Genomic DNA, 13393 nt, shown 5'->3' with positions numbered 1-13393 from the left:
GGTGTAGGGTGTAGGGTGTAGGGAGAAACAATTCATAACTTGAGAGTTAATCACACTATTAAAAACGGATTTGGTATTATCTCTATTCAGCCAGCCCTAGATAGCCAAAGCTTTGATGGCAACTTTAATTAAAGTATAAAAACGGGGTTCAGTCACGTTGACTTCTCTAGCTTGTTGCCGATTTTTCCCTAATAAACCAATGCGCTGCCCTTTCTGCACGACTAAAATCTCGCCCTGTTCATTTTTGATGCGAATCTCGTTTAAATCACCCCAAAAACTACATTGATAGATTTTATCGGCGTGCATAAAAATTGCTTTTTTAATATTATCATTTTCTTGGGGTAATCGCACTCCCACTAATTCAATTTCTATGGTTGTATTACCATTCCAAGTATTTTCTTTGAGTTTATAGGCAATATCTAAACGAGTTGGTAAAGGACAATATTCGCCCCAACGCCATGCTAGGGCTTTAATTCTGGTATTATCGCTTTGAGCCAGCAATAATTTTAAATGATTTTTTCCGATAGTTTTCTGTTCTACTACTCGCACGTTAGGAGTCCAAAAAACGGGTAATTCATTGCCAATTCCCCAGGGTTGCAAACTATCAATTTGTTGAAAAAGTTCCAGGGTAATTTGTTTAAAATCAATGATAGTATCAATTTTAATTAAAGGTTTTAATTGTTCTATTTGTAAAATTTTGTGAGAAAATTGACTTAATCTTTGTTTAAATGCTAGTAAATTAGCTGTGGGTAAACTAAAACCCCCCGCCATTTTATGACCGCCAAATTTTCCTAGTAAATCTTGGCAAAATTGCAGGGCTTCAAAAACGTGAAATTCTTCAATTCCTCTGGCAGAACCGCGAATTTTACCCGCATCTTCTTCCTCATAAGTACCGATAAAAACCGGCACTCCGTAGCGTTCCACTAAACGGGATGCCACAATACCAATTACCCCATGATGCCAATCTTTTTCCACTAAGACTAAAACTCGATCTTTTTGCCAGAGAATCGGCGTTTCCTCTACTAATTTAATCGCTTCTTCTTCAATTTTTTCGCACAATTCTTGACGGGTACGATTAATTTGTTCGCACTGCATTGCTCTTTCTAAGGCAATTCCTGCGTCATCGGTGGTTAATAATTCAATAACTATCTGGGGATCACCAATTCTGCCAATTGCATTAATTCTCGGTCCCAATTTAAAGCCAATATCATCCGGTTGTAATTGCTTTTGTTCCTCGCTAATTCCCGCTATTTGCATCAGGGATTGAATCCCGACTAATTGGGATTTGGGTAATTTTCTTAAACCCCGTTTTAACCAGCGACGATTTACCCCGATTAATGGAGCTAAATCTGCTATAGTGCCTAGGGTAAATAATGATAATAATGACTCGGTTAATCCCTGTAATTTACCCATTTTTTGGGCAGTTGTCACCGCTAAAATATAGGCGACTCCCACCCCCGCTAATCCCTGATAGGGAGAGTTCGGGGTTAATAATTTCGGGTTGAGAATAGCGGAGGCATTTGGTAAAATTGGCGGCAGATCGTGATGATCGGTGATAATAACTTTTAATCCTAATTCTATCGCTAGGGCGATCGGTTCGTGAGCGGAAATACCATTATCAACGGTGAGAATTAATCCGACTCCCGACTCGGCAAATTCTTCGACAATGCGCTGATTAATTCCGTATCCCTCTTTCATGCGACTGGGTATGGCATGATTTACCCTAGCACCGAGATGTCTTAAGGCTCTTAGTAGTAAAGATGTACTGGTCATGCCATCGGCATCGTAGTCCCCACAGATAGCAATTTTATCACCAGAGGCGATCGCTTTTACTAATAAATTGACACTTTTTTCTAAGTCGGGAAATTCCCCCAGGGGAGAGGGTAAGGTATCCGCTTCAGGATCTATATAAGTTTTAGCTAATTCGGGGGTATCAATACCGCGATTAATTAAGATAGTTGCTAATAATGATGATAATCCCATTTCCCGCGCTAACCCCGCGATTTTTTCGGGATTAGTTGCGGCAATATACCAGCGCTGGATGGGATATTTGTAGGGCATTTTTTATCAGGAGTCAGGAGTCAGGAGTCAGGAGAGTTGCCTTTAGGAATTATCAGTGACTCTTAGACTGGTACAAATATATAAACAAATGCGTCTAAGCATTTCACCGAAAAACTAATGCACAGGAGGATCGGGGGTAGAACCCCCCAAGAGTCTGAATTATAAGACAAAAAACCCAGAAAGCACAGTTTTTAAAAAAAGATTATCAGGGAATCCCAACTGAGTAGATTCACAAATAGGAGATGTACCCAGCGTAACGCACTAAAAACAAGGTTAAAAGCGAATTTGGATGGCCCCAGCAGGAGGTTGAAAGGGGAGATTACTATTATTAATTCTCAGGGGAGAACCGGGTATTACCTGCACATTTGGGGTGGTGGGTTGACTTTCGTTGGTACTCAGTAAAGTCAATTGATTAATACTAGGATTGATTGCAAATTGTTGGGTGATAACTCCCGACGGACAACAGGAAGGATCCCGAGGGAGAAATCTTCTCATATTGACGGTGATCATACCATCTTTAGCACTAAGATTATCGACAACTACTCGCTCTGCTAACAGGACAGTATCGGTGTTAGTGGCAGTACCGTTATTATCAATCACTAGGGCTAAATAATGTAATTGCTGTTGCTCTCTGGTAATCACTCTTAATACGACAATACCATCAGTCCTTTGATCATTATTATAGTCCCCCATCAAGGCTTCTCGACTGACTTGCACTCCTAAAATTTGTCCCTCATTGGATTGAAAAATACCATCGCTGACAATTACGGAACCCCGATTGGGAATGTTATAGACGGTGTTTCTCAAATTATCCACGCTCAGGGGTGTAGATTGGGCAAGTAAGGGCAGAGAATTGTTTAATAATAAACTGATACCCAGGAGGATAGATTGAGGCAAAACTGCTAATTTAATCATGGTTGTCATGGATTGGGTATATTTTCTTGAGTATCGAATAACTGCACGTTATTAATGGTACAAACCATCCCCTGTTGTGCCGCTAATTTATCTCGCCATTGGCTTAATTGTTGTTGACCATTACTACCATTTAACCAGTAAACTGTCAAGATGCCAATCGCTTGTTCTGGTTCACAGGAAAAGCTGAGAGTTTGATCGGGTATATCGGTATTTCCTTCACGACATTGCCAACCTTGTTTTTCAATTAATTCTTTCCAACCTTTCTCTTCTTTAGCAGCCACGGCAATGCGTTGATCTTCTTGGTTACAAACCCAATTTTTCTGCTGGGTGGGATCATTCGGTAGATCACCAAGATTGGGGGAATTTTGCTTGATTGGGGGAAGCGAGGGTACTTGAGCATGAACGGAAAAAATCGGTAGTATTAGGAAAGTACCGATGAGCATTTTTAACAGTTTCATCCTTTAAAATTGCCATATTTAGGGATTTATGCCTTTAGAATATCACGTTTTTGAGATCTAGATAAAATACTCTCTTAAGATATGTTTAAATCTTTAATTATGGTTTCGATCGCATCAAAGGAAAATTCTCTGGCTAACTGTTGTAAACCTTGGGCAAGGGTAGCATAATCGGGGGGAATTTCTGCGGTTAGGGCGATAATTTTTTCATCATCACATTCTCGCGCCGCTTGTTGCAATTGTCCAATCCAAGCGGGACTGATTAATTTTAATAGGGATTGCAGGGAATCGAGGAAAACTGGCGAATAATTGGGCTGATTTGGCTCATTATCGGCATAAATATATTTTAATCCTAAATATTCGCCCATTTTTTGCCAAATAACTTCCTCTCGGAAAGGTTTACGCACGAAATCATCACAACCGGCGGCAATAACCAAGGCGCGATCCTCTTCAAAAGCACTGGCAGTTAGGGCAATTATCACCGTTTTTCCGCGATTATCAGCCTCTAACCGCCGAATTTCCCTAGTTGCTTCGTAACCGTCTTTAACTGGCATTCTCATGTCCATCCAGATAAGATGAGGTTGCCATGCTTGCCAAATTGCGATCGCTTCTTGACCATTAGCAGCCTCTTGCACGGATAATCCTAGGCTAGTCAGGAGTTTCAGCAACAGTAAACGGCTTTCCGGTCGATCATCGACGACTAATATGCGATATTTAGGCTGATTTTCGGCTAAAGCGATAACTTTTGCCCTATTGGTTTCGGTTTTAATCTCATTTTCCCCCACCAAACCCACCTGAATATCAAAACTAAAAATACTTCCTTGACCCAGAATACTACTAACTCCGATCGCACCCCCCATCAACTCAACAAATTTTTTACTGATAGGTAAACCCAATCCCGTCCCCTGTTGGGATTTTCGTCCCGTTTCCGTTTGGTTAAAGGGTTGAAATAGCTTATAAATCTCCTCTGGAGCGATTCCTGCGCCTGTATCTTCAATTTCCCAGAGCAATCGCTGATAATCTTCTCTTTTCTCCCCTAATTTTACCCGGAGAGTCACCCCTCCCGACTCAGTAAACTTCAATCCGTTACCCAAGAGATTGATTAACACCTGTCGCAATTTACTTTCATCAGTACATATATATTGAGGCAGATCGGAGCTGCGATCAAAAATTAAGCTTAAAGCTTTTGCTTGCGCTTGTGAGCGTAGCATTTCGGCAATATTATCTAAAAGAGCGTATAAATCGAAATTACTAGGATTAAAAACCGTTCTTCCCGCTTCTATCTTCGACATTTCTAGAATATCGTTGATTAACTCTAATAAATGTTCCCCGCTACGATTGACAATTTCCAAATATTGCCGATATTCACTGCTGATGCTGCTATCCCGGGATATTAAGCGAGTAAAACCCAAGATAGCATTAAGAGGAGTGCGTAATTCGTGGCTCATGTTAGCTAGAAACTCACTTTTAGCTTTATTTGCTTTAACTGCCGCTTCTTTAGCCTCTTTTAATCCTTTTTCCGCTTCATATCTACTTTGTGCGATCGCAATTAATTCTCCCAGCAACCGCACAAAGGTGACATCTTCCTTTGTCCATTGCTTTTCTGCACTGGCATCCAATCCCAGATAACCCACCGTTACCCCACAACTATCCCACATGGGAACGATTAAGAGACAGGGAGTAGAACTATTAGCGAGAATAGCTCTTTCAGGGATAGCAGTAGCGGGTAAATCGTCTAAAGAGTTCAGTTTAACTGGAATACCGTTTAATAATTGTTCAGAAAACCAGGGAAAGGTTTCCGTCGAGAGATTTTGTGATTGTTCCCTAATCGGGATAACTTGGGGATAGTCGGGGTGACAGTATTCATAAACCATACTCCACTGCTGACGACAGGTGGAATATTGAATAATGTAACAGCGCGCACTCTGGGTAAATTGACAGAGCAGTTCTAGGGTATGATCAATCGCCAAGTGGATATCTTGAGAAATTAGTAATCTTGTCACCCGTGAGAGCAAATTATCGCGATAGGCCTGCATTTCTAGAGCTTTTTCCCGTTTTTTAGACTCTAGTTCCTCAAAATCACTCATAATCAGTTATCAGTTATCAGTTATCAGTTAAAACAGTTTGGGTGTTGGGGTTGTAGAGTTTTAGGGTATTAGTTGATTTTCCCCATCACCCCATTTCCCCACTTCCCCACTTCCCGTCTCCCTAATCAAAAAACAGTAAACTTTTCCCCTATTATGTTCTATAGGAATTTTACCGAATCAATATGCTCAAATTATTAGCTTCTCTCCTTCTCTCCTGCTGTGTAGTCTTGGGTGTTTCTCTGTCACCGGCTGCTGCCATGGGAGTCTATGACCTCCCCATTTTAAGCTCTGGAGCGCCCACTTATGTGGTCGATCCCGTTTCGGCCATTAGTGCCGCTAACGAAGGAAAATTAAATAAAGATCTGAAAAACCTCGCCGAAAAAACCGGACAAGAAGTGAGAATGGTGGTAGTCCGACGCTTGGATTACGGTCAAAAAATTGACAATTTAGCCGATGATATCCTGAGAGAATGGTATCCTAACTCCGAAGATCGTGCCAATCAAACTATCATCGTCCTTGATACTTTAACCAATAAAACTGCTATCCGGGTTGGGGAGGAAGCAAAACCCCTATTAACCGATGCTATTGCTGATAGTATCCTCTCGGAAACTATGGCAGTTCCCCTCAAAGATGGGGGAAAATATAATCAAGCTTTACTCGATGCTAGTCGTCGTCTAACGGCGGTACTTTCTGGAGAAGCGGATCCCGGACCGCCGGAAGTAGCGACAATTAATATCGAAAGTACCTTTACTACCGCAGAAGAAACTGACGATAAAAATGCCACAATTTGGGTGATAGTTTTACTGGTTTTAGCCACAGTAATCCCCATGGTTACCTATTTTTGGTACGCTGGTTTTGGTCGCTAAATTAAATTAATGATCTGGGACTGATACAGCTAAAATACTCTCAGAGATAGCTCAATCCTTAGCCTGTATGAGCAAGATGAAGTAACTTCTAGTAGTAGATTTTAGTTGTGTCAGTTTGCCACATTTGCTTAACATTAATAACTAATGCCTAAAATGGTAAATAAATTACAATCCTATTATCGACAGGAGGAAGGAGCTTACTTAATTGAAATTAAACTTAATCAGTTACAGCAAGTCTTTAATTCTTTGGATCCTTCGCCATTTTTAGATAGAGATTTAGACGATAACGCCGAAAATTATATTATTAACTCTGTGGATGAATTTCCCCTCAATACCCCCCTTAAATTAGTCTTTTATCTCCCCAGTCAAGAACAGAATAACGCCCGAAATCTGTTACCCTCAGCTTTACATAATTATTTTGACTATCGCCAACAGGGAGAACAAAGAAAATTACGCACAATTTGGCGACAGGGACGCATATCTTTGCTAATTGGTCTCTCCTTTCTTTTTGTTTGTTTGAGTCTCAGCGAATTAATTGGTCGTTTTGGCACCGATACATTTATTCACTTCTTAGAAGAAGGATTATTAATTAGTGGTTGGGTGGCCCTCTGGCGACCTTTAGAAATTTTTCTTTACGAATGGTGGCCCGTCAGTTATCAACAAAAGATTTTTGCTAAACTAGCCTACATCCCCATTGAAATCCGTCCATTAGAAGAACCATCCACCCCAGACTCTTTTCGATAGCTCTAATCCTGCCGATGGCTTGTCTTCAAAGTTACAAAGCTTTTAGTTGAGGCGGTTTATAATAAAAGTAACTCTGTACAAAGCTTATCGGTTTTCTGCTTGGCTATTACTTTATCCTCAAACTTTTAAGTAAGTAGTCGGGCCTAACTTTTTTCAGTCTGGCGATTATTGGCGTTTCATCTCTACCAATCCTGACAAAATTTCATTTAGATAGGAGTCCTAATGTTAATCCGTGTTGGTTATGAATTTGGCTTTGATGCCCCCTTACCCGTGGTCATGTTGTTAAAACTTTATCTACACCCCTCAATTTTAGATCAAGTTAGACAATCGGAGAAGTTGCAGGTGCAACCAGCAACAAAAATAGAAGAATTTTTAGATAGCTTCGGTAATCGAACCAGTCGTCTAATTTTACCTGCTGGCCAGATTCGCATTCACAATGAAGCAGTTATCGAGAATGAATGGAAACCCGATATAGTTAATGGGAATGCCCAAGAAATTCCCTTAACAGAGTTACCAACCCAAGTTTTTCCCTACCTAATGAGTAGCCGTTATTGTGAAGTGGATTTGCTTTCGGAAATTGCCTGGGAACTTTTCGGACAAACTCCTCCCGGTTGGGCAAGGGTACAAGCGGTTTGTGATTGGGTTCATAGTCACATTCGTTTTGGTTACGAATACGCACGGGTGACAAAAACCGCCTATGATGTCTATCGGGAAAGAAAGGGGGTTTGTCGCGATTTTAACCATCTAGCTTTGACTTTTTGCCGTTGCCTAAATATTCCTGCTCGTTATGCCTCTGGCTATCTCGGAGATATCGGTATTTCTCCCCAACCTCTACCGATGGATTTTAGTGCTTGGTTTGAAGTCTATTTAGACCATCAATGGTACACTTTTGATGCTCGTCATAACACCCCCAGAATCGGGCGAATTTTAATGACTCGCGGCTTAGATGCCGTCGATGCTGCCCTAACAACTTCTTTTGGTCAAGTAAATTTAACAAAATTTAAGGTATGGACGAGCGATGTTTCTCAACTCTATGCTTAATCAGAGTAGGCTGCCCGCGCATCTAAATTTTGTTGAAATGAGGCGAGAGGCAACAGTAATAACACCCTACACCCCACCAACAAGCTTTTTGCCGCAAACCCCAGATAAAAATTACTTTTCTACCTTAACCCGTTGAGTAACGATAACAATCCCATCTCCTTGAATTAAAATCGCCGATAACCAACGATTTTCTGGTGTTGCCGGCGCTTTTACCCGTTTAAATAAACCGCCGGACTGTAATAATTCCAATTCTAGGGGATTTGTATTAATATAGCGCTCAATATCTACTTTCTCATCGATCGCCGCTCCGGCCAATAAATCATCCCCTAAAGGTTCGCGAACAATCACATCAAAATCAAATTCTTCACCCACTTTCACCCTTTCGGGAATTCTCACTTGAATACTGGGGGGATTTTTGCCAGTATTTAACTCAACTCTCTCGCTTAAAATCTCCTGATAAACCAGTTTATTACCCTGAAATTGTTGACGAGAACGAATCGTGGCATTCATTCCCACCACTCGTCCCTGCACCTTTCCCGTCCCAGTAATTTTAGTAATTGTATTGGCCGTTAACTTGTCCCCGGAACGACTCCAAGATTCGAGGGTTGTGGTGTATTGTAGATTGTTATAACGTTCCCAAAAATGAGTTAAAGCTTTTTGAGTTTTTTCGTAGGTCAAACCATCGGAATTAGTAAATTTCGGACTATAAAACTCCATCAATTGCTTGAGATCCCGCTCATTAGCGGCCGTTTCGATTTTGGAGATAAGGGTTTTTAAATTAGCCGGAGCAGTTTCTGGCTTTTCGGCCCGCAGACCGGTGGCAAGGGTCAAAGTTAACCCCAAACCTAACAGCAACGATAGGGAAAAATTGAGGGATTGACGAAAAAATTTATTGGGAATCGTGTTCAAGTTACGCATTAGTGATAGTTTGTGTAAGGATCGATCAATAACTATGGTAGATTATTTCATTCTAGGGCTGAATTTACCCTCTCTCGAATTATGGCACGCACTCCAACCCGTCTCCTGATTGCCGCTAGTGGTACTGGTGGTCATTTATTTCCCGCTTTGGCCCTGGCCGAGCGCTTGCCGGATTACGAGATTGAATGGTTAGGAGTTCCAGACCGTCTGGAACAGTCCTTAGTTCCAAAAACCTATCCCCTGCACACTATCCCGATTGAGGGGTTTCAAACCCGTTTGGGGTTAAAAACTCTCAAGATTCTGTTCAGTCAACTGCGGGCCATTTGGCAAGTGCGTAGTTTAATCAAAAAACGTCAGATAGCGGCAGTTTTTACCACCGGGGGTTATATCGCAGGACCGACCATTTTAGCGGCTCGTTTAGCCAATATTCCCGTCATCCTACACGAATCTAACTACATACCGGGCAAAGTCACGAAAGTTCTCGGTCGCTGGTGCGATACGGTTGCCCTCGGTTTTCAGGGAACCGCCAGCTATTTACCCGGCACTCGCACCACTTGGGTTAGTACGCCAGTACGGGAGCAGTTTCTCATTCCCCAGTCCCTAGATTTACCGATTCCAGAGGATGCTTTTTTAATTGTCGTTGCCGGTGGTTCTCAAGGGGCCGTGGCTCTTAATCAAATTGTCCGGCAAAGCGCTCCCCAATGGTTAGAAAAAGGTATTTATATCGTGCATCTCACGGGAGAAAACGACCCCGAAGCGGATAGTTTGCGCCATTCTAACTATTTTTCCCGGCCTTTTTACGACAATATGGCGGGATTATGGCAAAGAGCTAATCTGGCTATCAGTCGCTCCGGTGCCGGCACTTTAACAGAATTAGCGATCACTTGTACGCCTTCGATTTTAATTCCCTATCCCTTTGCTGCCGAAGACCATCAGTTCTACAATGCCAAAGTTTTCGCGGAAGCTCAGGCTGCTTATCTTTATCGTCAAAATGAGTTAACTGCTCAGTTTTTAAGCGAATTAGTCCTCGATTTATGGTCTAATCCCGAAAAATTGGCCGCCATGGCTCAACAAGCTTCTCATCTAGCTATTAGTGATAGTGCCGATTTATTAGCCGATTTGTTGAGAAGAAAGAGTCAAAAAGATAGTTTTTGAAACAAATCGGCCACGGGAAAAGTGAACCCCGGAACCACATCTTCCCCCTCCAGAAAATCTCCTGATATTAATAATCCCTGCGGTTCGTACCCGCAACGATAAACTAAAACATAGTGTTGACGGGGACTGATAACCCAGAGCAAACGAGTACCATTGGCAAAATATTCGGCAATTTTGTCCTCGATTTCTGCCACTGTATTGCCGGGAGAGAGAATTTCTACCACTAAATCGGGCCCACCTTCTAAAAAACCCGTCGGCAATTCTTCCAATCCTTGCAGACGTTCCTTGGCAAAAAAGGCTATATCAGGAGAGCGTTTATTGCCATTTTTCATAGTAAAAGCAGTGCTGGAGTCCAATAATACCCCTAGTTTTCGAGATGTTACTAAAGCGAATAAAGCGGCACTTAAAATAATGGCAATATAACCGTGTAAAGCCCCAGAATTACCCAGATTAATTAACTCTCCCTTGACCAATTCGTAACGATTACCATCGTCAGGTAACGCCATAAATTCTGCATCAGTCCATACTTTTGTCTCTGGAGTTTTAATCACAGTAGTTTCTCGAATAGACATAATTTATCCTCGGTAAAGATTCACAAGTAAAACCCTTAAAGAATTTCCTGTAACATCCGATTGGCCTGGGAAGCGTAACCACCACTAAATAAATTAAAGTGATTGAGAATGTGGTAGAGATTGTAAAGAGTTTTGCGCTTTTGATAACCAGCATCGAGGGGGAAAACATCGTTATAACCCCGATAAAAAGCCGCCGGAAAACCGCCAAAAAGTTCCGTCATGGCTAAATCTACCTCCCGGTCTCCCCAATAGGTGGCAGGGTCTAAAATTACCGGTTCCCCATCGACGGTAATTGCCGCATTTCCCGACCACAAATCACCGTGGACGAGGGAGGGATGGGGTTGATGCTGACTCAAAATCTCGCTAATAGCGGGAATAACTTGATCCTCGTCGGGAAAATTACCCCCGCGCTCCTTCGCAAGTCTTAATTGATAGCCAATACGCTGATGAGCGAAAAAATCCGCCCAATTGTTACTAATGGTATTAATCTGGGGAGTAGAACCAATGGTATTATTACAATGCCAACCAAAGCGATCGGATAAAGAAACTTGATGTAAATGAGCTAAATTTCGCCCCATTTTTTCCCAGCTTTGACTATCGCCACCGCCGAATTCTAGCCACTCTAGCACTAAATAACTAGATTTATCGGCAATTCCCCAACAAATTGGCTCTGGAACCCTGATAGTCTTGGTGGCGTGAATTTGCTTTAATCCTAAAGCTTCGGCTGCAAACATGGCCTCTTGGTTCGCTTGGTTAATCTTAACGAAATAAATTAAACCATTGCCACTAACGGCATAACCCTGATTGATGCAGCCACCACTAACGGGATGACTTTTCTCAATTTCAAAGGGTTTTTCCGTAGTTTGGGCAATATGTCGAGCAATTTGAGTCCACATAGGTTATCAGTTATCAGTTATCAGTTATCAGTTATCAGTTGTAAGTTTTAAGTTTTAAGTTATCAGTTATCAGATGTAAGTTATCAGATGTAAGTTTTAAGTTATTTAGTTATTTAGTTATTTATTTATTTTCATCTTTATCCCTGTTCACTGTTCACTGTTTACTGATTACTGTTCACTGATTACTGATTACTGATTACTGATTACTGAATTGGTCTCACCACCACCACACCGTAAGCGTGGGGATTTAAATACTCTTGACAGGCATTTTGAATATCCTCTAAAGTGAGGGCTTCAATGTGTTGGGGATAACAAAAAGCTGGTTGTAAATCACCGATCTGAGTATGATAATAACCGTAAAGGTTAGCCCGATCGCTCGGTCTTTCATTGCTAAAAATAAACCGATTGGCTACTTGGGTTTTAACTCGTTCCAGTTCAGAAACTGTCACAGCTTCCTGTTGAATTTGTTCAATCTGTGCTACGACCTCCCTCTCCACCTGCTCGATATTTTCCGAGGCTAATTGGGCCGAAATGGAAAACACTCCTTGTACTGCTTGGGACATATTACTGGCAGTTATTTGGGAAACTAAGCCCTTTTCTTGGCGCAGAGACTGAAATAATCGCGATACCTTGCCCTGACCCAGAATAGCCGCTAAAACATCGAGAGGATAGGTTTTTTCTAAGTCTCTCAACCCCGGCACTTTCCAAAATAGGATTAAGCGGGCCTGCTGCAAATTTTCATCCTCGTATTCTTGACGGATAATCTCGTTAAAGGGAGCTTCGGGCTGTAGATTAGCGATAGGATGGGAAATAAGCCCAGAATTGCCCTTACTGCCTAAAGTATCTAGAGAATCGCTCACAATAGCCATTAAATCATCTACAGGCAAATTACCCACCACCGCCACCGTCATCCATTCGGGACGATACCAAGTCCGATGAAAATCGCGCATTTGTTGAGGAGTAAGATTTTCAATCACTGCCATCGGACCCAACACCGGACGACGATAGGGTAAAACTTGAAAACAAGTCTCCATGGTGCGATAAAAAGTGCGACGACGGGGATTATCCTGAGAACGACGAATTTCTTCTAAAATAACCTGTCTTTCCCGCTCAAAAGCCTCATCGGGAATTAAAGCGTCTAAAACCACTTCTAGCTGCAGCGGGGCCAGATGGGCGAAGTCCTGCGGGGCAGTGGTAATGTAATAATGGGTGTATTCTTGGCTAGTAGCGGCATTAGTCACCGCTCCCCTCGATTCGATCGCCCGTTCAAATTCACCACTGTCTAAGTTAGGGGTTCCCTTAAAAACCATGTGTTCGAGAAAGTGAGCCATCCCATTGATCTGATCCGATTCTAAGGCCGAGCCGACCTGCAGCCAAACATTGAGATTAACCGCTTCTACCGGTTGACTTTCGGCAATAATCGTTAAACCATTGGCAAGACGGTGCAGAATCGGAGTGTTAAGCGTGGCAGGTTTCCCTAGGATAGCCGTCATTCTTTATTAGTCCTCGGTAATCACTCTGGCAAAAATTGTCACTTTTCTCTATTGTAGTCCCAGACTTTCACAGAGCCAACAAGATCAGGTGTTAGGTGTTAGGAGATAGGAGGCAATAGGCAATAGGCAATAGGCAATAGGCAATGGGCCGCTTTATCCTCCCCACACCCCACACCCCACCCCCCACCTC

At 42.2% G+C, this 13393-nt stretch carries 12 protein-coding genes; 4 read left to right on the top strand and 8 right to left on the bottom strand.

Going from position 1 to position 13393, the window contains the following annotated elements; translation table 11 throughout:
- Positions 1-96 precede the first annotated feature (96 nt).
- The 4 genes from recJ to PN470_RS04080 all read right to left on the bottom strand — a co-directional run bounded on the left by recJ (position 97) and on the right by PN470_RS04080 (position 5518).
- Complete coding sequence (gene recJ / locus PN470_RS04095; RefSeq protein ID WP_272103760.1) at positions 97-2061, bottom strand: single-stranded-DNA-specific exonuclease RecJ; 1965 nt, start codon at positions 2059-2061, stop codon at positions 97-99.
- Between the two features lie 273 nt (positions 2062-2334).
- Entirely contained in the window at positions 2335-2976 is a 642-nt protein-coding gene (locus PN470_RS04090) for a hypothetical protein (protein WP_272103762.1), read from the bottom strand.
- Positions 2977-2981: 5 nt separating this feature from the next.
- A complete protein-coding gene (locus PN470_RS04085; RefSeq protein WP_149107819.1) occupies positions 2982-3434 on the bottom strand; it encodes a hypothetical protein in 453 nt (150 codons plus the stop codon).
- A gap of 74 nt (positions 3435-3508) precedes the next feature.
- Positions 3509-5518 (bottom strand): GAF domain-containing hybrid sensor histidine kinase/response regulator, encoded by a 2010-nt coding sequence (locus PN470_RS04080; protein WP_272103756.1) that lies wholly within the window; start codon positions 5516-5518, stop codon positions 3509-3511.
- A 182-nt stretch (positions 5519-5700) separates the two neighbouring features.
- On the opposite strand from PN470_RS04080, the gene psb32 reads away from it, so the two are divergent.
- From psb32 to PN470_RS04065, 3 genes are all read left to right on the top strand, one after another.
- A complete protein-coding gene (gene psb32 / locus PN470_RS04075; protein WP_002734975.1) occupies positions 5701-6384 on the top strand; it encodes a photosystem II repair protein Psb32 in 684 nt (227 codons plus the stop codon).
- Between the two features lie 144 nt (positions 6385-6528).
- A complete protein-coding gene (locus tag PN470_RS04070) occupies positions 6529-7128 on the top strand; it encodes a hypothetical protein (RefSeq protein ID WP_042790289.1) in 600 nt (199 codons plus the stop codon).
- Between the two features lie 222 nt (positions 7129-7350).
- Positions 7351-8169: a transglutaminase-like domain-containing protein gene (locus PN470_RS04065; RefSeq protein WP_103112201.1), complete on the top strand. Its 819-nt coding sequence runs from the start codon at positions 7351-7353 to the stop codon at positions 8167-8169.
- A 111-nt stretch (positions 8170-8280) separates the two neighbouring features.
- On the opposite strand, the gene PN470_RS04060 is transcribed toward PN470_RS04065, so the two are convergent.
- Positions 8281-9087: a hypothetical protein gene (locus PN470_RS04060; protein WP_002774986.1), complete on the bottom strand. Its 807-nt coding sequence runs from the start codon at positions 9085-9087 to the stop codon at positions 8281-8283.
- An 81-nt stretch (positions 9088-9168) separates the two neighbouring features.
- Here PN470_RS04060 and murG point away from each other — a divergent pair, with 81 nt between their 5' ends.
- Positions 9169-10242, top strand: a complete 1074-nt coding sequence (gene murG / locus PN470_RS04055) for an undecaprenyldiphospho-muramoylpentapeptide beta-N-acetylglucosaminyltransferase (RefSeq protein ID WP_272103753.1) — start codon at positions 9169-9171, stop codon at positions 10240-10242.
- Here murG and PN470_RS04050 read toward each other — a convergent pair.
- From PN470_RS04050 to PN470_RS04040, 3 genes are all read right to left on the bottom strand, one after another.
- On the bottom strand, positions 10224-10814 hold the full coding sequence (locus PN470_RS04050) for a Uma2 family endonuclease (RefSeq protein ID WP_271935310.1): 591 nt from the start codon (positions 10812-10814) through the stop codon (positions 10224-10226). The genes murG and PN470_RS04050 overlap by 19 nt on opposite strands.
- A gap of 35 nt (positions 10815-10849) precedes the next feature.
- Positions 10850-11710 (bottom strand): fructosamine kinase family protein, encoded by an 861-nt coding sequence (locus PN470_RS04045; protein ID WP_103112198.1) that lies wholly within the window; start codon positions 11708-11710, stop codon positions 10850-10852.
- 203 nt (positions 11711-11913) lie between these two features.
- Positions 11914-13203: a M16 family metallopeptidase gene (locus tag PN470_RS04040; RefSeq protein WP_271935308.1), complete on the bottom strand. Its 1290-nt coding sequence runs from the start codon at positions 13201-13203 to the stop codon at positions 11914-11916.
- Positions 13204-13393 lie beyond the last annotated feature (190 nt).

It is taken from the genome of Microcystis sp. CS-574, assembly GCF_028329095.1.
Taxonomy (GTDB): domain Bacteria; phylum Cyanobacteriota; class Cyanobacteriia; order Cyanobacteriales; family Microcystaceae; genus Microcystis; species Microcystis ichthyoblabe_A.
The sequence above is the reverse complement of the archived record's forward strand: the minus strand, read 5'-3'. Positions and strand labels throughout refer to the sequence as shown.